Genomic DNA, 21,492 nt, shown 5'->3' with positions numbered 1-21,492 from the left:
CGCAGAGGGTCAGGAACCCTCCGCCTGGAAGTCGGAGAGGGCCTGGTTGAAGCGGGTGAGCAGTTCGCAGAAGACCGTCCGCTCCTCCTCGTCCCAGTCCCGTGTCAGCAGTTCCATCAGCTCGCGCCGCGAGGCGCGCACCTGCTCCAGCCGCGCGACGCCGCGCGGGGAGAGCTGGAGGACCACGGCGCGGCCGTCGTCGGGGTGGGAGGTGCGTTTGACCAGACCGGACTCCACCAGCGGGGCCACCTGGCGGGTCACGGTCGAGGAGTCGATCCCCATGCCCGCGGCGAGCGCCTTGACGCCCGTGGGTCCGTCCCGGTCCAGCCGGTTGAGCAGCAGGTAGGCGGCGCGGTCCATGGAGTTGCGGGCCTGTCCGACGCCGCCGAGCCGGGTCTGCTCCGCGCGGCGCGCGAAGAGGGCCACCTGGTGCTGCAGGGCGTCGAGGTCGAGAAGGGGTGCGGAGCCGGTCCGGTCCTGGTCGGGGTCCGGGCGGCCTGCTGTGGGGGGCATGCTGGCCTGCACGCTCTCTTCGCTCGTTTCGTCGTGGGGGTGTGCGGTCGTCATGTCCGGGTGCGTGGGCATGGCCGGGTACTCGCTTCTTCGTGAATACGGGGTACGACGGGCTGAGGGTGTGCCACAGAGTACGCGTCCCGGGCCCGCCCCGTACCGGCAGCGTACGAATGAAAGGCTCCCGCAGCGGGAAGCGGTGCGCGGCGCCCGCCCGGGCTCCGCGGGGCTCGGGAGCCGGCCGGGTCCCCGCAAGCCTCCCGCGGGCCGGGCTGCCAGACTGGCGGCATGGTCGCCAGCACTGTCCAGCACACCGGCCGCGACGACGCGCCGGCACTCACCCTCGACGATGTACGCGCCGCCCAGAAGACCCTCTCCGGCGTGGCCCGGACGACCGCGCTGGAGGGCAGCCGCCACCTCGGCGAACTGGTCGGCTCCCCCGTCCACCTCAAGTGCGAGAACCTCCAGCGCACCGGTTCGTTCAAGGTCCGCGGCGCCTATGTGCGGATAGCCGCGATGTCCGCCGAGGAGCGCGCCCGCGGGGTCGTCGCGGCCTCCGCGGGCAACCACGCCCAGGGCGTCGCCCTGGCGGCGTCCCTGCTGGGGGTGCGCTCAACGGTCTTCATGCCGGTGGGCGCGGCGCTGCCGAAGGTGGCGGCGACCCGTGACTACGGCGCCCGGGTGCGGTTGCACGGGCAGGTGGTGGACGAGACGCTGCGGGCGGCGCAGGAGTACGCGGCCGAGAGCGGCGCGGTCTTCATCCACCCCTTCGACCACCCCGACATCGTCGCCGGCCAGGGCACGGTCGGGCTGGAGATCCTGGAGCAGTGCCCGGAGGTCCGCACGGTCGTCGTCGGCATCGGCGGCGGCGGGCTGGCGGCCGGGGTGGCGCTGGCGGTGAAGTCGCTGCGGCCGGACGTGCGCGTGGTCGGGGTGCAGGCCGAGGGGGCCGCCGCCTACCCGCCCTCGCTGGCCGCCGGGCATCCGGTGACCTTGGAGTCGGTCTCGACGATGGCCGACGGGATCATGGTCGGGCGGCCCGGGGACGTGCCGTTCGAGATCATCGGCAGGATGGTCGACGAGGTCCGCACCGTGAGCGAGGACGCGATCTCCAGCGCTCTGCTGCTCTGCCTGGAGCGGGCCAAGCTCGTCGTCGAGCCGGCCGGCGCCAGCCCGGTGGCGGCGCTGCTGTCCGCTCCGGAGGCCTTCGAGGGGCCGGTGGTGGCCGTGCTCTCCGGCGGCAACGTCGATCCCCTGGTGCTGCAGCGCACCCTGCGGCACGGCATGGCGGCGGCGGGCCGCTATCTGTCGCTGCGGCTGCGGCTGACCGACCGTCCGGGGGCTCTGGCGGCGCTCCTGGCGGAGCTGTCGGTGGCGGACGCCAACGTCCTGGACGTCAGCCATGTGCGGACCGACCCCCGGCTCGGGCTGACGGAGGTGGAGGTGGATCTGCATCTGGAGACCAAGGGTCCGCAGCACTGTGCCGAGGTGAAGGCGTCGCTGGTCAGGGCCGGCTACACGGTGACGGGCTGAGGCGTACGGGGGCGGCCGCGCGGGGCGGCGCGGAGCGGGTCGCCCCGGGCACGCCGCGCCGGTGGGGCGCCGATGGGGGGCACTGCCGGAACGCGTCCGCGGGACACGCCGTAAATCGTTTGACGCGATATATCGCGTTGCTGCATAGTGCTGACCCGCACCGCGCCCGCGGTGTGTCCACGCGCATCCGCACGCGCCGTCGCATTCGGTGCGGAGCGGCTGCTCTCCGCGGTTCCCAGCGTTCCCATCCTTTTCCGACCACCCACACCCATGGGAGACCTCCATGCCAGGTGCCATCCACGCCGAGGGGCTGGTCAAGACCTTCGGCGACGTCAGGGCTCTGGACGGTGTCGACCTCGACGTCCCCGAAGGCACCGTGCTGGGCCTGCTCGGGCCCAACGGAGCGGGGAAGACCACCACCGTACGAGTGCTGACCACACTGCTGCGGCCCGACAGCGGCCGCGCGGTCGTGGCGGGCATCGACGTGCTCAAGCAGCCCCAGGAGGTGCGCCGCTCCATCGGTCTGTCCGGGCAGTTCGCCGCCGTCGACGAGTATCTGACCGGCCGTGAGAACCTCCAGATGGTCGCTCGCCTCTACCAGATGTCCGCACGCGACGCCAAGCGGCGGGCCACCGAGCTGCTGGAGCGGTTCAACCTCGCCGACGCCGCCGACCGGACCGCCAAGACGTACTCCGGCGGCATGCGCCGCCGGCTCGACCTCGCCGCCGCGCTGGTCGTCAGCCCGCCCGTGATGTTCATGGACGAGCCGACCACCGGCCTGGACCCGCGCAACCGCCAGGCGCTGTGGGAGGTCATCGAGGAACTGGTCGCCGGCGGCACCACGCTGCTGCTGACCACCCAGTACCTGGAGGAGGCCGACCGGCTCGCCCACGACATCGCCGTGGTCGACCACGGCCGCGTCATCGCCCGCGGCACCTCCGACGAGCTCAAGGCCCGCATCGGCGGCGAGCGCATCGAGGTCGTCGTGCACGAGCGCGGCGACATCCGCACCGCCGAAGAGGTCCTGCGGGGCCTGGGCAGGGGCGCGGTCGCGGTGGAGGAGCACACCCGCAGGCTGACCGTCCCGGTCGTCGGCGGCGCCAAGCTCCTGGCCGAGGCCATCCGGGAGCTGGACGCCCGCGGCGTGGAGCTCGACGACGTGGGCCTGCGCCGCCCGACCCTCGACGACGTGTTCATCTCGCTGACCGGCCACGCGGCGCAGGACGCCGAGGAGGCCGGGGCCGGCCCGGACGGGGACGGCAGGGGCACCGGGTCCGCCGCGAAGGCCGCGGGCCGGAAGGAGAACGCCAAGTGAGCACCACCACCGGTTCCACGTCCACCACCCGCGCGCCCCGCTCGGGCGGCGGCATCGGGCAGTCCCTGACGGACTCGCTGACCATCGCCAAGCGCAACCTGCTGCGGATGATGCGCATCCCGGAGATGGTGATCTTCGGCCTCATCCAGCCGGTCATGTTCGTGGTGCTGTTCAGCTACGTCTTCGGCGGCTCGATCAGCATCCCCGGCGCCGGTGTGGACGCAGCCGCCTACCGCGAGTTCCTCATGGCGGGCATCTTCGCCCAGACCGTCACCTTCGCCACGGCCGGCGCGGGCGCGGGCATCGCCGAGGACATGCACAAGGGCCTCGTCGACCGCTTCCGCTCCCTGCCGATGGCGCGCGGCGCGGTCCTGACCGGCCGCACCCTGGCCGACCTCGTCCAGACCGCGCTGACACTGGTGGTGCTGGCCGTCGTGGCGGCGATCGTCGGGTGGCGGGCCCACGAGGGCGTCCTCAAGGCGCTGGCGGGCTTCTGTCTGCTGCTCCTGCTGGGCTACGCCTTCACCTGGATCGGCGCGCTGATCGGCCTGTCGGTGCGCACTCCGGAGGCGGCGACCTCCGGCGGGCTGATCTGGCTGTTCCCGCTGACCTTCATCTCGATCGCCTTCGTGCCCTCGGAGAACATGCCGTCGTTCCTGCAGCACGTCGCCGAGTGGAACCCGTTCAGCGCGACCGTACTGGCGGCCCGCGAGCTGTTCGGCAATCTCCCGCCCGGCTACCAGGCGCCCGACGCCTGGCCCATGCAGAACCCGGTACTGGCCTCGCTGCTGTGGTCGGTGCTGATCATCGCGGTCTTCCGCACCCTGGCGGTGCGCAAGTACCGCTCGGCGGCCTGACCGGCGCGCCGTGCCCACGGCCGTGCTCACGGTCGCGGGCACGACCGTGAGCACGGCGAAGCGGCCCCCGGCCGCCACGGAAAGGATCCGTGGCGGCCGGGGGCCGCGTCGTCCGCCCCTCGCGGGGCTCAGCCCTGGTACGGCTTGGCGTTCAGGACCCGCACCGAGGCCATCTTGCCGTTGGGCAGCTCGTACTCGGCGTCGTCGCCGACCTTCTTGCCGTTCACACCCCGGCCCAGCGGGGACTGCGGGGAGTAGGTCTCGATGTCCGAGCTGGCGTACTCGCGGGAGGCGAGGAGGAAGGTGATCGTGTCGTCCTCGTCACCGTCGAAGGCGACGGTGACCACCATGCCGGGCTCGACCACGCCGTCGTCCGCCGGAGCCTCGCCGACCTTGGCGTTCTCCAGCAGCTGGGTGAGCTGGCGTACCCGCAGCTCCTGCTTGCCCTGCTCCTCCTTGGCCGCGTGGTAGCCGCCGTTCTCACGGAGGTCGCCTTCCTCGCGGGCCGCCTCGATCTTCTTGGCGATCTCGACGCGGGCAGGACCCGACAGGTACTCCAGCTCGGCCTTGAGCTGGTCGTACGCCTCCTGGGTGAGCCAGGTGACGTTGTCGCTGGTCTGGGTCACAGGTGCTCCTCGTAGGTACTCTCGGGATATAAAGCAACGCCCTACCCGAAGGGTGCGCCTTCATGGGTGGGCGAAACCACGAGCCTAACAATTCCGCCGGAAAAGGGAAGAAGGTCGGACCTTCGGGGCCCGGGGAGGACCGTCAGTTTCCGCCGGCCGCCGTACAGCCGACCAGCTGGGCGCTGGTGGCCCGCTTCGTGGTGCGTACGGTGACGACCTCGTCGATGCGGCCGCGCGGCCCGTCGAAGGTGAAGTCCGCGCGGCCCACGTCCCCGCCGTCCGCCGCGAGGGTGTTGACGGTGCACACGCCGGTGACGTCCTCGCCCTTGCGGACCTCCAGGTGGACGGCCACCTCCCGGTCCGAGACGATCTCGAACTTGATCAGCTCGCCGCTGACCTTCGTCCCGGTGACGTACGACACCCCGAACCAGGCGATCAGCGCCAGGAACGCCACGCCCAGCACCGCGCCGACCGCCTTCAGGCGGCGGTCCGAGCGCTCGTCCGCCGAGCGCCCGTACCGCCCCCGGGGCAGCTTCGCGCGCGCCGGGTCAGCCGAACTCATCGCCATGTCCTGCCGGTCCTGTCGGTCCTATCGGGAATACAAGCGGATGCCGCTTCGGTCACTATAGAAGCCGTCTCCCATGACCAGGTAACGAGGATCGAGCCTTGACTGAACAGCTCAGACTGATGGCCGTGCACGCGCACCCCGACGACGAGTCGAGCAAGGGCGCGGCGACCATGGCGAAGTACGTGTCCGAGGGGGTGGACGTGCTGGTCGTGACCTGCACGGGCGGGGAGCGCGGCTCCATCCTCAACCCCAAGCTCCAGGGCGACGCCTACATCGAGGAGCACATCCACGAGGTGCGGGCCAGGGAGATGGCCGAGGCCCGCGAGATCCTGGGCGTGAAGCAGGAGTGGCTGGGCTTCGTCGACTCCGGTCTGCCCGAGGGCGACCCGCTGCCGCCGCTGCCGGAGGGCTGCTTCGCGCTCCAGGACGTGGAGGAGGCCGCCGAGCGGCTGGTGCGCAGCATCCGCGCCTTCCGGCCGCACGTGGTCACCACCTACGACGAGAACGGCGGCTATCCGCACCCGGACCACATCATGACCCACCGGATCACGATGGCGGCCTTCGACGCCGCGGGCGAGGCCGGCCGGTACCCGGAGGCGGGCGAGCCCTGGCAGCCCCTGAAGCTCTACTACAACCAGGGCTTCAACCGTCCCCGCACCCTCGCCCTGCACGAGGCGATGCTGGAGCGCGGCCTGGAGTCCCCCTACGGCGAGTGGCTCAAGCGGTGGGATGAGTTCCAGCGTGCCGAGCGCACGCTGACCACCTACGTGCCCTGCGCGGACTTCTTCGAGGTCCGGGACAAGGCGCTGATCGCCCACGCCACCCAGATCGACCCCGACGGCGGCTGGTTCAGGGTCCCGATGGAGCTCCAGAGGGAGGTCTGGCCGACGGAGGAGTACGAGCTGGCGAAGTCCCTGGTGGACACGTCCATCCCCGAGGACGACCTCTTCGCGGGCATCCGCGACAATTGACGCCATGAGCCCTACCACTCTCGCCCTCACCCGGGCCCCCGGCCTCGTCGACCTCGCCAAGGAGTTCGACGAGAACAAGGTGACGCCCGGTGTCCTCGGCTTCCTCGTCTTCGCGGTGCTGGGGCTGGCCGTCTGGATGCTGATGAAGTCGCTGAACCGCCACATAGGGAAGGTCGACTTCGAGGAGTCGCCCGCCTCGGACGCCGGGCGGTCCTGACCCCGTCCGGCACCTGCGCACACCGGCCGTGCACCGGCCCGGCCCCGCGTGCGCGCCGCGCGCCGCCGCACACCCCCCTCGGGCGTGCGGCGGCGCGTCGGCGTGCCCCGGGAGAGCGGGCCCGGCGCCCGGCACCTCAGACCTGGGCGCCGCTGTCGCCCGGCCGGCGTCCGTCCCCCGTGGCGAAGCGGCCCGCGGCCGCCGAGGATCTGCTCCGCGCCGGCCTCGGCGGCGGCGCGCTGCTGCGCGCCTCCAGTTCGACGGCCAGCGGCGTCGCGGTGAACACCGAGGACCAGGTGCCCACGACGATGCCGATCAGCAGCGCGACGGCGAAGTCGGTCAGCGTGTCGCCGCCGAGCAGGGCGAGCGCGGCCAGGATGAACAGCGCGCCCATGCCGGTGTTCACGGTGCGGGGCACGGTCTGGAGGACGGCGGCGTTGGCGACCTCGGCGAAGGGCGCCCTGCGCCGGGCCGCCCACAGCTCGCGGACCCGGTCGAAGACCACCACCGAGTCGTTGACCGAGTAGCCGATCACGGTGAGCAGGGCGGCCAGGAACACCCCGTCGACCGGCTTGCCGAGCCAGGCGAAGATCCCGACGAGGATGAGCACGTCGTGGACCATCGCCAGCACCGCGCCCACCGAGAAGGTCCAGCGGAAGCGGATCGCCAGATAGAGCATCTGGGCGGCCAGCGCGACGCCGAGGGCGATCAGGGCACCTCTGCGCAGCTCGTCCCCGAGGCTGGGGCCGATCAGCTCGTCGCGGATCTTCTCCGCACTCCCGCCCAGTTCCCCGATCGTCTCGGCCACCTCGGCCGCCTCGTCGTTGGACAGTTCGTCGGTGCGCACCGAGAGATCGCCGTCCCCCGAGCTCTGGACGACGGCGCGGGGGAAGCCCGCCTCGGCCAGCGCCGAGCGCGCCCGCTCCGGGTCGACGGGGGAGGCGGTGGAGTACTCGATCAGCCGCCCGCCGGTGAACTCCACCCCGAAGTCCAGCCCGCGCGCCGCGATGCCCGAGCCCGCCAGGACGACGGCGGCCAGTGAGACCGCCAGCCAGCGCCGCCGCCGGCCCATCAGGTCCGGCTCACGGCGGTTGATCCACTCCCGCACCCGGCCCACGCCCGCGATGCCGGTCAGGCCAGGACGCCTGCGCACCGCGTCGCGGGAGACGGCGAACTCGGTGAGCACCCGGGTGATCAGCAGGGCGCTGACCATGGAGGCGAGCACACCGATGGACAGGGTCACGCCGAAGCCGCGCACCGGTCCGGAGGCGAAGAAGAACAGCAGGCCGGCGGCCAGCAGCGTGGTGACGTTGGAGTCGGCGATGGCGCTCAGGGCGTTGCGGAAGCCCTCCGTCAGCGCCCTGAACAGGTTCTTGCCGCCGCGGGCGGCGTACTCCTCCCGGGCGCGTTCGAAGACCAGCACGTTGGCGTCCACGGCCATGCCGATCGCCAGCACGAAGCCGGCCAGTCCCGGCAGGGTGAGGGTAGCGCCGAGCGCGGTCAGCGCGGCGTAGGAGATGAGGCCGTAGCAGGCCAGGGCCACGGTGGCGAGGGCGCCCAGCAGGCGGTAGACGGCGATGATGAACAGCGCGGTCAGCGCGGTGCCGATGACCGCGGCCCGGGCGCTGGCCTCGATGGCCTCCTCGCCCAGGGTCGGGCCGACGGTGCGCTGCTCGATGATCTCCACCGGCACCGGCAGGGCGCCGCCGTCGATGAGCAGGGCCAGCTCCTTGGCCTCCTCCTGGGAGAAGCCGCCGGTGATCTGGGTGGAGCCGCCGGTGATGCCCCGCTCGCAGGCGACCGAGGGGTCGACCTGCGGCGCGGAGATGATCTCCTCGTCCAGCACGATCGCCACGCGCCGCCTGGGGTCGCCGGGCGGTGAGCAGGCGGCCTGCCCGGTCAGCTCGGCCCAGGCCTCCTCGCCCCCGCCGCGCAGGTCGACGGTGACGTACCAGCCGCCGCCGGTCTGCTGGTCGATGGCGGCCTCGGCGTCCTCCACCCCCTCGCCGGTCAGTTCGGCCGGCCCCAGGCGCAGCGGCTGACCCGAGGTGTCGGGCAGGACGCGCTCGCCCTCCTCCTCGGCCTCCTCTCCCTCGGCGGCGGCGCCGAGGACGGGGTGGAAGGTGAGCTGTGCGGTGCGGCCGAGGACGTCGGCGGCCTCGCGCGGGTCCTGCAGGCCGGGCAGTTCGACGATGATCCGGTTGTCCCCGGACCGGGTGATGTTCGGTTCGGCGACGCCGAGCGCGTCGACACGGCGGCGCAGCACCTCCAGGGTCCGGTCGGTGGCCTCGCGGTCGGCCTCGGTGGTGGGCGAGTCGCGGGTCTCCAGCACGATCTGGGTGCCGCCGCGCAGATCGAGGCCGAGCCGCGGGGAGGAGGTCACCGCGGCGTAGACGGACAGGGCGATCACGGTGAGGGCGAGGAGCGCCCGCACCAGGGTGGCGCGTTTCAAGGTGTGCCTCCAGCAGGGCGCCGCGGCCGGGTGCCGGCCGCGGCGGTGGGACGGGTGGGACGACGGGTGACGTCAGCTGTCCGGCGAAGGCGGCGGCGCCCGGCCCTGGTGGCGTGCGGTGTACGGGGGACGTGCGGCGGTGTGCGGCGGGGGCGCGGGCGGGCGTATGCCCGCGGTGGTCCGGGCGCGGCGGGCCCGGACCGGCAGGGCCGCCCCCGCGGGGTGCGGGGCGTGCGGCTCGGCCGCGGCGTCCCGGTGCAGCAGGGGGGTGCGGTCGCATTCGGCCGCGCAGGGCCCGTCGGCGGTCCGCGCGCCCGCGGCGTTCGGCGCGGCGTGCCCGGGGGAGCCGGGCGCGGCGAGTGCGGAGGCGGCGGGCGCGGCGAGTGCGGAGGCGGCGGGCGCCACGGCGCCCAGCAGGAGGACCAGGGCCGTCAGCAGGACGCGGACCGGGGCGGCGCGGAGCGCGGCGGACCGCTGGACCATGCCGCCTCCTCCTCCGCTGTCCTCTCGCGGCGCCAGCGGCGCCGTCGGTCACCGCCGGCGCCGTCGTGGCGCCCGCGGTGACCGTCCGCATCCTCCCGCATCCGCAGGCGGCGCGGAACCGGGCTCAGGGCTCGATCAGCCCCGCGCGGATCGCGTAGCGGGTCAGTTCCAGGCGGTCGCGCAGCCCGAGCTTGTGCAGCATGTTCGCACGGTGCCTCTCCACCGTCTTGACGCTGATGACCAGTGTCTCGGCGATCTCCTTCGAGGAGTGGCCCTCGGCGACCAGCTTGAGCACCTCCTCCTCCCGTGCAGTGAGCACCCGTTCGGGGATGTCCCCGCCCTGCCGGACGCGGTCGAGGTAGCTGCGGATCAGCGCGGTGACCGCACCCGGGTAGAGGAACGGCTCGCCGCGCATCGCCGCCCGGCACGCCTCCACCAGATCCCGGTCGGCCACCGACTTCAGCACGTATCCCGAGGCCCCGGCCTTGAGCGCCTCGAAGAGGTACTGCTCGTTGTCGTACATCGACAGGATCAGGATGCGCAGGCCGGGATGGCGGGCGGACAGCTCCCGGGCCGCCTGCAGTCCGGTCATCCGGGGCATGGCGACGTCGAGGACGGCCAGGTCCACGGGGTGCTCGCGGGCCGCGGCGACGGCCTCGGCGCCGTCCCCGGCCTCGGCGACGACGCTCAGGTCCGGTTCGCCGTCGAGGATGAGCCGCACCCCGCGGCGGACCAGCGCGTGGTCGTCGGCGAGCAGGATGCGGGTGACGGCGGGCTCGGGCGCGTTCACGCGGCCGCCTCCTCTGTGGTGGTGGCCGTGCCGGCCGGCGGCGTCGGTCGCGCGGGCACGCCGTCCACGGGCACCGCCAGCCGGACCCGGGTCCCGCCCTCCGGCGCCGGGCCGATGTCCAGGTCGGCGCCGACGAGCAGCGCGCGCTCCCGCATGCCGCGGATGCCGGCGCCCTCCCGGGCGGAGCCGATGCCCCGGCCGTCGTCGCGCACGCTCAGCACCACGCCGTCGGCGGTGCGCCGCAGCCGCAGCTCGACGCTGCCGGCGCCGGCGTGGCGGGCGACGTTGGTCAGGCTCTCCTGGGCGACGCGGTACAGCACCAGCTCCCGCTCGCCGTCCAGCGGCGGCAGCCCGCCCTCGAAGCGGCGGCGCACCCTCAGTCCGGTGTGGGTGGAGTAGTCGGTGGCCAGTGCGGTGAGGGCGCTGACCAGGCCGAGGTCCTCCAGTACGCCGGGGCGCAGCCTGCGCGCCAGCCGCCGCACCTCGTCCAGGCTGCCGCGGGTGGTCTCCTGGGCGTGCCGGAGCTCGGCGCGCAGCTCCTCGTCCGGGGTGCGGTCGGCCGCCCGCTTCAGCTCCAGCAGCACGGCCGTCATGCTCTGGCCGACCTCGTCGTGGAGCTCCTGGGCGATACGGCGGCGCTCGGCCTCCTGCGCGGACAGCACCCGGGCGCTGCTGGCGGCCCGCTCGGCCTCCAGCCGGTCGAGCATGTCGTTGAAGGTGCGGATCAGATCGGCCACCCCGCCGTGTCCGGACACCGGCAGCCGGTGTCCGGGCCTGAGCAGGTCGACCCGGGTCATCAGCCGGGTCAGCCGCTCCAGCGGCGCCAGTCCGACGCGCAGCAGGGCGGCGTTGGCCACCAGCATCACGGCCAGGCCGGTGACCAGGACGACGGCCTCGGTGAGCAGCACCGGCACCGAGACGGTCACCGGCGCCCACAGCAGCAGCGCCGTGGCCGCACCGAGTACCAGGGCGTTGAGGGCGAAGATCCGCCAGAACAGGGACACGGCGTGCACGTCCTCCTCCATCACCTGCGTCCCCACCACTATCCGCCACCGGCGCGGTCCGGCCGGCATCGACCGGCCCTTCCCCGCCAGCCTGCCGCGGCGGGGCCGCCCCGGTCGATCGGTGACGCGGGCCATCCCGCCCGGCCCCGGTGCCCCTGCCCCGCCCGGTGCGTACACACCGCCCCCACCCCGGAATGGGTGGCGCCACCGATGGACCGGAACCGGCACGCCGTCCATGGTGGGAGCGCAGGGGCGCGTGGCCCCTCTCCCGGGACGGGCCGCGCGCCCTCCCGTATGCCATCGGCCTCCCTCAGCCCGGAAGGAACACGACCGCGATGACGATCGACGCGGCCCGCTCCGCGGACCCTCCCGAACGCACCCCGGCGCACGACGTACGCCTGCGCCTGGAGCACGAACGCGACTCCCGCCTGTCCCAGCTCGACGCCGTCGAGGAGGCCGCGGACCAGGCGTCCGCGGACCTGCTGGCCGTCCAGACGGACTCCGCCCGCCGGGTGCTGGCGGAGATCGACCTGGCGCTGGCCCGGCTGGAGAACGGCACCTACGGGATCTGCGAGGGCTGCGGCAGCGCCATCCCGGCCGAGCGGCTGGAGATCCTGCCGTACGCGAGCCGCTGCGTCGGCTGCCAGCAGCGCTCCGCCTGACGGCATATCCACCTGACGGCACGGGGCGGGCGTCACGGCGGGGGCGCGGACACCACACGCCCGCGCCCTCGCCGTGATGCCCGTCCCCCGCGCACCACTCACGCACCACCCGCGCCCGCACGAGGACGTGACCCGATGAACGACCAGGCCACCGGCGTCCACGACGCCCCCCTCACCCGCCGGGAACTGGCCGCGCTGCGCGAGGACCTGGAGGAGCAGCGCCGCTTCCGCCTCGACCAGCTGCGGGAGTTCGGCCACCCCCGCCCCGGGACGGCGCAGTCCGGGACGGCACGGCCCGAGTCGGTGCGGCCCGAGTCGGCGCAGTCCGGGGCGGTGCGGGCCGGGATCACCGCGACCGCCGAACTCGCCGAGATCGACGCCCGGCTCGCAAAGTCCGCCCGGATGGTCCTGGCCGACGTGGAGGCCGCCCTGGAGCGGATGGAACAGGGCGGCTACGGCCGCTGCCTGCTGTGCTCCCGCCCCATCCCGGCGCGCATGCTGGAGATCGTCCCGCAGGTCCGCTACTGCGCCCACTGCCGGCGCGCCGAAGAGACGCGGCGGTGACACCGGGCGGCGCCGCTCCCCCGCCGCTCACGCACCGCCCCCGCACAGGACGGCGGGGACCGCGACCCCGCCGCGATCCCCGCCGACACCCCGTACGGGCCCGGTCAGGCCCGAGCCCGCCCCTGGCTCAGCCCAGCGCCTGCGCCAGATCCGCCACCAGGTCGTCGGCGGCCTCGATGCCCACCGACAGCCGCACCAGGTCCGAGGGCACCTCCAGCGCCGAGCCCGCCGCCGAGGCGTGCGTCATCCGGCCCGGGTGCTCGATCAGGGACTCCACCCCGCCCAGCGACTCCCCGAGCGTGAACAGCTCCGCCCGGTTGCACACCTCGACCGCCGCCTCCTCGCCCCCGGCGACCCGGAAGGAGACCATGCCGCCGAAGTCGCGCATCTGCTTGGCCGCCACCTCGTGCCCGGGGTGCGTCTCCAGCCCCGGGTAGTACACCTGGACGACCTTCGGGTGGGAGACGAGCAGTTCGGCGACCCGCGCGGCGTTGGCGCAGTGCCGGTCCATGCGCACCGCCAGCGTCTTGGCGCCGCGCATCACCAGCCAGGAGTCGAACGGCCCGGCGATGGCGCCCATCGCGTTCTGGTGGAAGGCCAGCTCCTCGCCCAGCGCGGCGTCGGCGGTGATCAGCGCGCCGCCGACCACGTCGGAGTGGCCGCCCATGTACTTGGTCGTGGAGTGCACCACCACGTCCGCGCCGAGCGCCAGCGGCTGCTGGAGGTAAGGGCTGGCGAAGGTGTTGTCCACCACCAGGCGGGCGCCCGCCGTACGGGCCACATCGGCCAGCGCCGCGATGTCGGCGATGCCCAGCAGCGGGTTGGAGGGGGTCTCCACCCACACCGCCTTCGTGCGCGGGCGCAGCGCGGCGCGCACGGCCGCCGGGTCGGAAGAGTCCGCCACGTCCCACTCCACGCCCCACCGCTCGGCGACCTTCGCGAACAGCCGGAAGGTGCCGCCGTAGGCGTCGTTCGGGATGACGACGTGGTCGCCGGGGGTGAGCAGGGTCCTCAGCAGGCAGTCCTCGGCGGCCAGTCCGGAGGCGAACGCCAGCCCGCGCCGCCCGCCCTCCAGCGCCGCGAGGTTCTCCTCCAGCGCGGTGCGGGTCGGATTGGCGCTGCGGCTGTACTCGTAGCCGCCGCGCAGGCCCCCCACCCCGTCCTGCTTGAACGTGGAGACCTGGTGGATCGGCGGCACCACCGCCCCGGTGGCGGCGTCGGGCTCCTGCCCGGCGTGAATGGCGAGGGTCTCGAAGTGCTGCGCCGGGGTACGCGCCGCGTTCTGCTCCGCGTCCCGCGCCTCGTCCCGTGCTGCGTGCTGGTCATTCATGGCCACGAGCCTAGCCCCGCGGGCCGTACCGTGGAGGCATGGAAGCCCTGCTGTTCCTCATCGCCACCGCCGCCGTCGTCGGCCTGCTGATCGTGCCCGCGGTCCGCCGCCGCCGGGCGCTGACCGGTTCCGGGGGATCTCCCGGCATCCGGATCGCCGGCGATCCGGACCGCTACGGTCTCGTACCGCCCGAGCGGCTCGACGTACGGCTGCCGGGCCCCGACCCGGAGCTGGTCGAGGCGCTGGAGGAGACCCAGCGGACCCAGGACTGGCGGCCCGTCGCCCGGCTGCTCGCCCTGACCGGCGACGACTGGGAACTGCGCTGGCAGCGCGTGCAGTCGCTGGCGGGCGCCGCGGCCGTGGAACTGGCGCGCTCGCGCACCGCCCCCGCGCCCCCCGAGGCCTCCGAGCCCCCGGCGGAGCCGGCCCCCTCGGCCGACCAGGCCCTCTCCCTCGACAAGGAGCGGCCGCCGGCCCCCGCACCCGCCCCGGACGCGCGCTGGCTGCGGAACTGGCGCACCACCTCCCCGCGCGACGCCGGCTGCGCGCAGGTGTACGCGCAGTTCCTGGTCTGGCAGGCGCTGGGCGACACCGGCTCGGCCGACCGGCGGATCATCCTGGAGGAGGCCCGCGAGATCGCCCGCGAGGCGATCCGGCTCGCCCCGGCCGACCCCACCGCGTACATCACCGACCTGTTCGCCGCCCGCGCCCTGGGCGTGCGCCGCCCCGAGTTCGAGGAGCGGTGGGAGGAGGTGCGCAGGCGCGCGCCGCACCACATGGGCGCGCACCTGGTGGCGCTGCCGTACTGGTCCGCCAGGGGCCACGGTTCCAAGGAGGACGCCTACGCCTTCGCGCAGCGCGCCGCGGGCGAGGCACCCGAGGGCAGCCTGCTGCCGGCCCTGCCGCTCTTCGCGGTCTACGACCACCTGCCGGAGGCCAACATGGTCAGCGGCCTCTACCGCAGCGCGGTGGTGGAACAGGCCATCGAGGGCGCGCGGTACGCCCTGCACCACGCCCGGGCCGACCACCCCGTCGCCCCGCACGTGCGCCATCTGCTGCTGTGCTTCCTGGTGCGCGCCGAGCGGTACGCGCAGGCCCTGGAACAGGTGCGGGCCGTGGATGGTTATGTCGGTGCGCTGCCCTGGGTCGACGGCGGCGACCCGGTGGCGGAGTACTCGGCGTACCGCGCCCTGGCGGTCGCCGGCTACGAGAGCCTGGGCGGCGACGCGGCGCACACCCCGCCGGCGCACTGAGACGTAGGAGCGGCGTATCGCACACGGCGTACGCCGCCCCAGGCGGCACCGGGCCCACCGGGCCCGCCGAGGCCACGAGGAGAGTTGAGCATGCTGTTCGGCCACTTCAGGAAGTCCCTCCCCACGGCGGAGGAGGCCCTCAAGGGCCGCCCGGAGCGTCCCTACACCGTCCCCGGAACCCACACCGTCCTGGGCAACCCGCTGCTGGGCCCCTACCCGGAGGGGCTGGAGACCGCCGACTTCGGCCTGGGCTGCTTCTGGGGCGCGGAGCGGAAGTTCTGGCAGACCGAAGGGGTGTGGACCACCCTGGCGGGCTACCAGGGCGGCCACACCGAGAACCCGACGTACGAGGAGGTCTGCTCGGGCCTGACCGGGCACACCGAGGCCGTCCGCGTCGTCTTCGACCCGTCCAAGGTCACCTACGAGGAACTGCTGCGGGTCTTCTGGGAGTCCCACGACCCCACCCAGGGCTTCCGCCAGGGCAACGACGTGGGCACCCAGTACCGCTCGGCGGTCTACACCCACTCCGCCGAACAGGAGGCCGCGGCGAAGGCGTCGCGCGACTCCTACCAGGCCGTCCTGACCTCCTCGGGCTACGGCGAGATCACCACGGAGATCCTCCCCGCCGGGCCCTTCTACCCGGCCGAGGGCTACCACCAGCAGTACCTGGACAAGAACCCCGGCGGCTACTGCGGCATCGGCGGCACGGGCGTGAGCTGCCCGGTCGGCGTGGCCCGGGCCGAGGGCTGAGCCCCGTCCGACCTCTGCCCGGCCGCCTCGTCGCGACGCCCCCGCCTGCTCCCGCAGCGCGGGGGCGTCGCTGTCTTCCCGCCTGGTCAGCCGAGGTAGGGCCGGTCGCGGTGCTCCAGGAAGTGCCGGAGCCTGAGCCGCTGGGTGTGGTGCATCGGCAGGGAGTCGATCTCTCCGGGCGGCACGAACCGCAGCTCGGTGGACTCGTCCGAGATCGCCGGTTCACCCCCGGTGACGCGGGCGGTGAAGCAGACGTTGAACTGCCGCCTGACCTCGCCGTCGCTGTAGGCGATGACGTGGCGGGGGTCGGTGTAGGTGCCGACCAGGCCGGTGATCTCCACATCCAGCCCGGTCTCCTCCTTCACCTCGCGCACGGCCGTGCCCGGCAGGGAGTCGGTCATCTCCATGCCGCCGCCGGGCAGGGCCCACAGGTCGTTGTCGCGGCGGCGCTGGAGCAGGATGCGGCCCTCCTCGTCGGTGACGACGGCGGAGGCTGCGACGACCAGACTGTTGGGCTCGGGGGCGTCGGGGTCGTCGTAGTACTCGGTCCGTGCCATGCCTCACTCTTCCTGTACCGGTGTCGCCGTCGCCCAGACGGCGTCGAAGCTCTGCGCGTAGGTCCCGAAGACCTTGCCGTTGTCATGGCGGCGCAGGTGCCACACGGGCGCCCCGTAGGCGTTGACACCCCACACGTGGGCGTTGACCAGCATCTGGTCGTCTGCCCGGTAGAGGGAGTTGTAGAGCGTGGTTCCGTGTGTGCGGATCTCGATGCCCGGCACGCCGACCAGTGGCCGGTAGTGCATGAGCGCGAGTCGGCAGCGGGACTCGATGCCGTGGCCGAACTTCTCTTCCCGGCCGCGCTGCTGGACGTTCTCGCTGTCGGCGTCGCCGATGGCGATGCGCACAGTGCATCCCTCGGCCGCCCGCTCCCGCAGCAGGTCGTTGAGGCGGGGGTACGCCTCGTGCAGGAAGACGGCCGCGTAGACCAGTACGTCGATGTGCTCGCGTGCCTGGGTAAGCATGTCCGTGAAGGCCGATACGGGAACGTCCGCGCGCTGGTCGTACAGGGCCATCAATTCGGGGCTTATGGCTCGTGCGCTGCGGGCCTGGCGCAGGGCCGGCCAGAGTGCGTGCACGTCTTCTCCTAAGGCTTCGGCAGCCAGCATCGCCGTCGTGCGACGCGGGGTGCGGCCGAGGTTGACCCACCGCTCAACGGACTTGGGGTCCACCTCCGCCTTCGCCGCGAGGGTGGCGTAGGTCCACCCACCGGCTGCCATGGCGGCTCGTAGTCGCTCGTTCTGCACCGAGTCTCTCCCTGGTCGAGGGGACGTAGCCAGGGGCGTTCCACCAACTCCGGGACGTCCCCAAATGGGTTTTGGGGGAGGTACCAACGTCCGTGGTACCGGCGTGATCCTCACTGCATGAGCGACAAGGGAGCCCTCGACGTGGGCACGCTGGCGCTGGACGAACGAACGGGCCGCGTGGGCCGGGTGATGGACCACCTCGGCTCGCACGTACAGCTCAGACCGCCCGGCGGCGGCCTGGAGTGGGACGCGGACCCGGGCCAAGTGCGGCCCGTCACCCCGAAGGAGCGGCTGACCGCGCGGCTGGCCGAGGTCAACGCCTACAGCAGAAATCCGTACGGCAAGGACGCGCTGTGATGCGCACGGTCTTCCGCTACATCACATGGACGATGGCACCGCACATCAATGCGGACACCCCCGAGATGCTGCACGAGCTGGAGTGCTCCTCGTGTCTGGCCTCCTCCGGCACGGAAGCGGACTTCGACGAGGCGCGCGCCCGGGCCTTCTCCCACACGGGAAGCCACCCGTCCCACCGTACGTACCGGGAGGTCGTCACCCGCAACTGGCACATGACCCCTGCCGAGGGGGAGTGCCTGTGAGGCAGCGCCTGTTCTGCGTGCTGATGGTCGTCTTCTGGGCCGCGGTGGTCATCCCGCTGGCGATAGCCGGCGACCCCTACCCACGCTGACCGGCAAGACAAGTGAAGAAGCCGGACCACTCCTCGTCTGGACAGCATCCGGGTGGTCCGGCCCTGGGAGCCCTCGCGGACCCCGGTGCCCGATGGCACCGGGGCCGCCGTCATGCCTGATCGTCGGCGCGAATGGCACGGTGCCCAACCTCATTCCCAGGAAGGGAAGTTCAGTGCAGCACGACCCGACAGGCCCTGCCTCCGAGAGCGGCGAACTGGACCCGGACGGCTGGCTCTGGGTCCGCGGCGCGGACTACGTGGCGGGCTGGCGAGACGCGACGAACGCGGCAGCGACCTGACCGACGCCCTGTCATCGGCCGGCATCGACACCACCGAGCTGGCAACCCGTGCCGACACCGCCACCGACGGCTCGGGCGTCCTCCACTTGCGCCTACCGGCCCTCGTGGCCCAGGAGGTAGCCCGCCTGCTGCGAGCAACCGAACGCATCGACGGCCTGTAGTACCCCAGACCGTGTGCTGACCGCCGCTTTACAAGTTCGGCTGTCCCTCATCGCCAACAGCCGGAACGTGCCTTCTCACCCGCTGCCGAGACCGTCACCGCCCCTGCTCGCCCGTCGACGTCCAGCCGTGTTGGTGTCAGCTGGTGATGTCAGTCGGGTGGGCGCTCGTCCTCGCGGTACAGCGAGTGGTAGGTGAACTGATCAGTGTCCGGCAGCGGCTTCCGATCCACAGAGATGTAGACAGGGCCGTATGGGGTCGCCGTCTGCAGAAGTGCCCACTGATCCAGCTCGTGGGTACAGAACCGGTGCAACAGTCCGCGGAGCTGATTCCACTCATCGTCCGACAGGGGACCTGCACCACCGGCGTCACTCATGACGGCAGCCTAGCGAGCGCCCACCCCGTCCAGAGCAGTGAACCGCCCCGGGTTCGGTAGAGATCTCGGATTATGATTGTGACCTGGGGTTTTGTGAGTTCCGTGTAGTAGTGGGTCTCGTACTCGACGGGTGGGACGTGGCCTATCTCACCGCGGACCTCGGCGACCATGCGCACCGCGCGGCGGCGGAACTCAAGGGGGTAACGGGAGGGTCGTGCCATGACTCGATCCTTTCATGAAATCGAGCCTCCATCCGACCCGGGGCGGTTCAGTACGAGGGTGAGCACGGCTCGTTCACCGAGACCGAACTGCGCGCCGCGACTGGCGTGTGGGACCGGGCCGAACAGATGGAGAAACGGTGGCGCGCGGGCGGATGACGCACGCCATGGCGGAGGGTCCGGCCAGCGTGTAGGGCGCGGACGCCGGAGCAGACGTGGCGTTCCTGTGCTCATGGGGTGTCGGCGCTCAGGGGGTGTCGGGGGCGGGCTCGCCGGGGAGGTCGGCCAGTTCGGCCAGGTCCCGCCCCTCGGAGTCCAGCCAGTACCTGGGGCCGGAGGCGTATCCGGGCCGGTTCCCCGTCAGCTGCTCGACCATCTCCTTCACCAGCGACGTCGGCGCGTAGCACTGCCCGTCGTACTCCCACCGCAGGGGGCGGCCGCGGTCGCCGGTCCAGGTGGCGCGGCCGCGCCTGGGGTCCTCCGCGACCCACCTCTCGATCTCGTTGTTGTCCCAGGCCATGGACTCCGGAAAGGCGCGGAAACGGAGCGTCTGGCCGGGCTGGACCGAGCCGTTGTCGATGATGCGCAGCACCGCCTTGCGGTTACGGGTGCTGTTCGCGGCGCGCTGGGCCGTCTCGGCCTTCTCGGCTCGGGCGGGGACCACGGTGAACTCCTCCAGCCCCGGCACCGGGTAGAGCACCGAGGTCGTCATCACGTGTGTCCCCTCGTTCGCCCAGAGCCGGAACTGGACCAGCTTGACGTCGATCCCCATCTCGTTCAGCCATACGGCCGACGAGGTCACCTGCTTCGGGAAGGAGCGGGCGACCAGCACGATCCGGGGCTGCTTGAGCAGTGCGGCGTCCAGTTCGTCGCCGCAGTGCGCCCGGATGGCCTGCAGGGCTTTCGGGATGTCGTGCTCCTCGCCGGAGCGCCGCAGGAAGTCCGCGTGGATGCGGGCGAGGTCCTCCTCGGTGAAGCGGGACACCATGGCCGCGTAGGTGATGGCCTGCAGGTGTACGTCGTCCGGGGCGTCGTCGCGTTTGAGCTCCATGACGACGAGGTGCCCCTCGGAGTCGAGGGCCAGCAGGTCCAGCCGGTCGCGGACCCTGTCCCCGCCCGACGTGGCCCACCTGTCGTACTCCTCGGTCAGGATGAGCAGGCCCGGCTCGACGAGGGAGGGGTCGGCGATGATCCACTTCTGCAGATCGGCCCGTTCCTTCAGTCCCAGGTCCGCCAACCGGGCCTCCTTCGCTGTGACGGGCTGTGCCGCGCCGATGATCGACACCCTTTCAATCGCCATACGGATTCCCCAAGTTGCCGTTCGTATCGCACCACTTGGAGTCTAGGAAGGGATCTAGGAAGGGACCTAGGGAGGGATCACGGTCCGCTGCGGCCCCGGCCCGTGGGCGGTCTTCGCCCGCGCCTGGCGGGAAGCTGACGTACTACGGACCGGGTTGGGGCGCGCGGGCTGGTCGTATCGTCCTATGCTGCGCCCAGTCATGGCGGTGCGGTCGTCCGGAAGCGGGTTCACGCCGTCCGAGCGCCGGGGGCCGCCGGTTCCCCGAAGGTTCTGAGCGACACCAAGGAGACTTCCAGTGCTCTCACGGGACGAGGCCATCGACTCCGCCCGCCGGTTCCTCGACGAGGCGTTCCCCGAAGGGGAGTTCACGATCGTCGTGCAGGACGGGCTGACGCAGGAGCATCCGGTGGCTTGGGCGGTGCGGTTCGACTCGCAGGAGCACATCGACACCGGGAACATGGCGCTGGCGCCCTTCGTCCGCGTGGTGGTCGTGCCCAAGGACGGCAGCGGGCCGCACTTCCCCCCGACCCACCAGCCGCTGGGCGAGTACCTGGGTGAGCTGGCCAGGGACGCCTACACCACCGGCGCCTGACCGCCGGGGGCAGGCGGACGCACGTGTGGGCCGCCCGCGCGTGGCGGGCGGCCCACAGCGGGTCGGGCGGGGCCGGAAGCCGCGTGGCGGGGTCAGGCCGAGACGGTCTGGAACTCCCGCAGGAACGCCTGGTTGAACGCCTTGAGGTCGTCCGGCTTGCGGCTGCTGACCAGGGTGTTCGGTCCTTCGGTGCAGACGGAGACCTGTTCGTCGACCCAGTTGGCGCCGGCGTTGCGCAGGTCCGTCTCCAGGCTCGGCCAGGAGGTGATCTTCCTGCCGCGCACCACGTCCGCCTCGATCAGCGTCCACGGGCCGTGGCAGATGACCGCCACCGGCTTGCCGGTCTGGAAGAACTCCCGGACGAAGGAGACGGCGCCCTCGTCCGTCCGCAGGAAGTCGGGGTTGGCGACGCCGCCGGGCAGCACCAGCCCGTCGTAGTCCTCGACCGCGGCCCGGCCGACCTGCTTGTCCACCTCGAAGGTGTCGGCCTTGTCGAGGTGGTTGAACGCCTGGATCCGCCCGCCGGTGGTGGACAGCAGGTTCGGGGTGCCCCCGGCGTCGATCACGGCCTGCCACGGTTCGGTCAGCTCTACCTGCTCCACACCCTCGGGGGCGACGAGAAAGGCGACCTTCACTTCTGCCACGTCCTTTCGGCAGCTCGGGTCCTCGGT

The 21,492-nt window shown here is 72.6% G+C and carries 27 protein-coding genes; 13 read left to right on the top strand and 14 right to left on the bottom strand.

The features are described 5' to 3' along the window. Window positions 1-9 precede the first annotated feature (9 nt). Entirely contained in the window at window positions 10-513 is a 504-nt protein-coding gene (locus tag BM237_RS26990) for a MarR family winged helix-turn-helix transcriptional regulator (protein ID WP_093852376.1), read from the bottom strand. Window positions 514-798: 285 nt separating this feature from the next. Here BM237_RS26990 and ilvA point away from each other — a divergent pair, with 285 nt between their 5' ends. From ilvA to BM237_RS26975, 3 genes are all read left to right on the top strand, one after another. Continuing rightward, window positions 799-2,043: a threonine ammonia-lyase gene (gene ilvA, locus BM237_RS26985; RefSeq protein WP_093852360.1), complete on the top strand. Its 1,245-nt coding sequence runs from the start codon at window positions 799-801 to the stop codon at window positions 2,041-2,043. A gap of 283 nt (window positions 2,044-2,326) precedes the next feature. Further along, a complete protein-coding gene (locus BM237_RS26980; RefSeq protein ID WP_093852359.1) occupies window positions 2,327-3,358 on the top strand; it encodes an ATP-binding cassette domain-containing protein in 1,032 nt (343 codons plus the stop codon). Continuing rightward, a complete protein-coding gene (locus BM237_RS26975) occupies window positions 3,355-4,215 on the top strand; it encodes an ABC transporter permease (protein ID WP_093852358.1) in 861 nt (286 codons plus the stop codon). The genes BM237_RS26980 and BM237_RS26975 overlap by 4 nt, the downstream gene beginning before the upstream one ends. A 128-nt stretch (window positions 4,216-4,343) precedes the next feature. Here BM237_RS26975 and greA read toward each other — a convergent pair whose 3' ends face one another. Then, window positions 4,344-4,841, bottom strand: coding sequence for a transcription elongation factor GreA (greA, locus tag BM237_RS26970; protein ID WP_093852357.1), 498 nt, complete (start codon window positions 4,839-4,841; stop codon window positions 4,344-4,346). A 142-nt stretch (window positions 4,842-4,983) separates the two neighbouring features. Next, on the bottom strand, window positions 4,984-5,403 hold the full coding sequence (locus tag BM237_RS26965; RefSeq protein WP_093852356.1) for a DUF4307 domain-containing protein: 420 nt from the start codon (window positions 5,401-5,403) through the stop codon (window positions 4,984-4,986). Between the two features lie 104 nt (window positions 5,404-5,507). On the opposite strand from BM237_RS26965, the gene mca reads away from it, so the two are divergent. Beyond that, window positions 5,508-6,380: a mycothiol conjugate amidase Mca gene (gene mca, locus BM237_RS26960; protein ID WP_093852355.1), complete on the top strand. Its 873-nt coding sequence runs from the start codon at window positions 5,508-5,510 to the stop codon at window positions 6,378-6,380. 4 nt (window positions 6,381-6,384) lie between these two features. After that, window positions 6,385-6,597 (top strand): hypothetical protein, encoded by a 213-nt coding sequence (locus tag BM237_RS26955; protein WP_093852354.1) that lies wholly within the window; start codon window positions 6,385-6,387, stop codon window positions 6,595-6,597. 136 nt (window positions 6,598-6,733) lie between these two features. Here BM237_RS26955 and secD read toward each other — a convergent pair whose 3' ends face one another. From secD to BM237_RS26935, 4 genes are all read right to left on the bottom strand, one after another. Then, on the bottom strand, window positions 6,734-9,049 hold the full coding sequence (gene secD, locus BM237_RS26950) for a protein translocase subunit SecD (RefSeq protein ID WP_093852353.1): 2,316 nt from the start codon (window positions 9,047-9,049) through the stop codon (window positions 6,734-6,736). Between the two features lie 72 nt (window positions 9,050-9,121). Further along, window positions 9,122-9,532, bottom strand: a complete 411-nt coding sequence (locus BM237_RS26945) for a hypothetical protein (protein WP_093852352.1) — start codon at window positions 9,530-9,532, stop codon at window positions 9,122-9,124. Window positions 9,533-9,656: 124 nt separating this feature from the next. Next, window positions 9,657-10,322, bottom strand: a complete 666-nt coding sequence (locus tag BM237_RS26940; protein WP_093852351.1) for a response regulator — start codon at window positions 10,320-10,322, stop codon at window positions 9,657-9,659. Then, window positions 10,319-11,326, bottom strand: a complete 1,008-nt coding sequence (locus tag BM237_RS26935) for a HAMP domain-containing sensor histidine kinase (RefSeq protein WP_093852375.1) — start codon at window positions 11,324-11,326, stop codon at window positions 10,319-10,321. The genes BM237_RS26940 and BM237_RS26935 overlap by 4 nt, the downstream gene beginning before the upstream one ends. 335 nt (window positions 11,327-11,661) lie before the next feature. On the opposite strand from BM237_RS26935, the gene BM237_RS26930 reads away from it, so the two are divergent. Together BM237_RS26930 and BM237_RS26925 are read left to right on the top strand one after the other, a co-directional pair. Next, window positions 11,662-11,988 (top strand): TraR/DksA C4-type zinc finger protein, encoded by a 327-nt coding sequence (locus BM237_RS26930; protein ID WP_093852350.1) that lies wholly within the window; start codon window positions 11,662-11,664, stop codon window positions 11,986-11,988. A gap of 135 nt (window positions 11,989-12,123) precedes the next feature. Then, on the top strand, window positions 12,124-12,552 hold the full coding sequence (locus BM237_RS26925) for a TraR/DksA family transcriptional regulator (protein WP_093852349.1): 429 nt from the start codon (window positions 12,124-12,126) through the stop codon (window positions 12,550-12,552). 127 nt (window positions 12,553-12,679) lie between these two features. Here BM237_RS26925 and BM237_RS26920 read toward each other — a convergent pair whose 3' ends face one another. Continuing rightward, window positions 12,680-13,882: a cystathionine gamma-synthase gene (locus BM237_RS26920; RefSeq protein WP_093852348.1), complete on the bottom strand. Its 1,203-nt coding sequence runs from the start codon at window positions 13,880-13,882 to the stop codon at window positions 12,680-12,682. 38 nt (window positions 13,883-13,920) lie between these two features. Here BM237_RS26920 and BM237_RS26915 point away from each other — a divergent pair, with 38 nt between their 5' ends. Together BM237_RS26915 and msrA are read left to right on the top strand one after the other, a co-directional pair. After that, window positions 13,921-15,135, top strand: a complete 1,215-nt coding sequence (locus tag BM237_RS26915; protein WP_093852347.1) for a hypothetical protein — start codon at window positions 13,921-13,923, stop codon at window positions 15,133-15,135. A 90-nt stretch (window positions 15,136-15,225) separates the two neighbouring features. Continuing rightward, window positions 15,226-15,885: a peptide-methionine (S)-S-oxide reductase MsrA gene (msrA, locus tag BM237_RS26910; RefSeq protein ID WP_093852346.1), complete on the top strand. Its 660-nt coding sequence runs from the start codon at window positions 15,226-15,228 to the stop codon at window positions 15,883-15,885. 86 nt (window positions 15,886-15,971) lie between these two features. On the opposite strand, the gene BM237_RS26905 is transcribed toward msrA, so the two are convergent. Both BM237_RS26905 and BM237_RS26900 read right to left on the bottom strand, forming a co-directional pair. Then, complete coding sequence (locus BM237_RS26905; protein WP_093852345.1) at window positions 15,972-16,442, bottom strand: NUDIX domain-containing protein; 471 nt, start codon at window positions 16,440-16,442, stop codon at window positions 15,972-15,974. A 3-nt stretch (window positions 16,443-16,445) separates the two neighbouring features. Further along, complete coding sequence (locus BM237_RS26900) at window positions 16,446-17,162, bottom strand: helix-turn-helix domain-containing protein (protein WP_175541150.1); 717 nt, start codon at window positions 17,160-17,162, stop codon at window positions 16,446-16,448. Between the two features lie 144 nt (window positions 17,163-17,306). Between BM237_RS26900 and BM237_RS26895 the strand changes: the two genes are divergently transcribed. The 3 genes from BM237_RS26895 to BM237_RS30385 all read left to right on the top strand — a co-directional run bounded on the left by BM237_RS26895 (window position 17,307) and on the right by BM237_RS30385 (window position 18,176). Further along, window positions 17,307-17,546 carry a hypothetical protein gene (locus BM237_RS26895; RefSeq protein ID WP_093852343.1) on the top strand — a complete coding sequence of 80 codons (240 nt, stop codon included), beginning with the start codon at window positions 17,307-17,309 and terminating at the stop codon, window positions 17,544-17,546. Next, a complete protein-coding gene (locus BM237_RS26890; RefSeq protein WP_245794068.1) occupies window positions 17,546-17,788 on the top strand; it encodes a DUF7848 domain-containing protein in 243 nt (80 codons plus the stop codon). Before BM237_RS26895 ends, BM237_RS26890 begins: the two co-directional genes overlap by 1 nt. Before the next feature lie 262 nt (window positions 17,789-18,050). Beyond that, window positions 18,051-18,176, top strand: coding sequence for a hypothetical protein (locus BM237_RS30385; RefSeq protein WP_281253980.1), 126 nt, complete (start codon window positions 18,051-18,053; stop codon window positions 18,174-18,176). 310 nt (window positions 18,177-18,486) lie between these two features. Here the strand turns inward: BM237_RS30385 and BM237_RS26885 are convergent, their stop codons facing one another. The 3 genes from BM237_RS26885 to BM237_RS26880 all read right to left on the bottom strand — a co-directional run bounded on the left by BM237_RS26885 (window position 18,487) and on the right by BM237_RS26880 (window position 20,229). Next, window positions 18,487-18,711: a hypothetical protein gene (locus tag BM237_RS26885; RefSeq protein WP_093852341.1), complete on the bottom strand. Its 225-nt coding sequence runs from the start codon at window positions 18,709-18,711 to the stop codon at window positions 18,487-18,489. Further along, window positions 18,708-18,932, bottom strand: coding sequence for a hypothetical protein (locus tag BM237_RS29070; protein ID WP_139238190.1), 225 nt, complete (start codon window positions 18,930-18,932; stop codon window positions 18,708-18,710). Before BM237_RS29070 ends, BM237_RS26885 begins: the two co-directional genes overlap by 4 nt. Before the next feature lie 244 nt (window positions 18,933-19,176). After that, window positions 19,177-20,229 (bottom strand): PDDEXK family nuclease, encoded by a 1,053-nt coding sequence (locus BM237_RS26880; RefSeq protein ID WP_139238189.1) that lies wholly within the window; start codon window positions 20,227-20,229, stop codon window positions 19,177-19,179. A 295-nt stretch (window positions 20,230-20,524) separates the two neighbouring features. Between BM237_RS26880 and BM237_RS26875 the strand changes: the two genes are divergently transcribed. Then, window positions 20,525-20,821 carry a YrhB domain-containing protein gene (locus BM237_RS26875; RefSeq protein WP_093852339.1) on the top strand — a complete coding sequence of 99 codons (297 nt, stop codon included), beginning with the start codon at window positions 20,525-20,527 and terminating at the stop codon, window positions 20,819-20,821. 92 nt (window positions 20,822-20,913) lie between these two features. Here the strand turns inward: BM237_RS26875 and BM237_RS26870 are convergent, their stop codons facing one another. Continuing rightward, window positions 20,914-21,456 (bottom strand): type 1 glutamine amidotransferase domain-containing protein, encoded by a 543-nt coding sequence (locus BM237_RS26870; RefSeq protein ID WP_093852338.1) that lies wholly within the window; start codon window positions 21,454-21,456, stop codon window positions 20,914-20,916. Window positions 21,457-21,492: the final 36 nt, after the last annotated feature.

Origin of the sequence: Streptomyces mangrovi (assembly GCF_900114215.1) — a bacterium.
Taxonomy (GTDB): Bacteria; Actinomycetota; Actinomycetes; order Streptomycetales; family Streptomycetaceae; genus Streptomyces; species Streptomyces barkulensis.
Note: the sequence above shows the minus strand (reverse complement) of the source record. Positions and strands in the feature narration are given on the sequence as shown.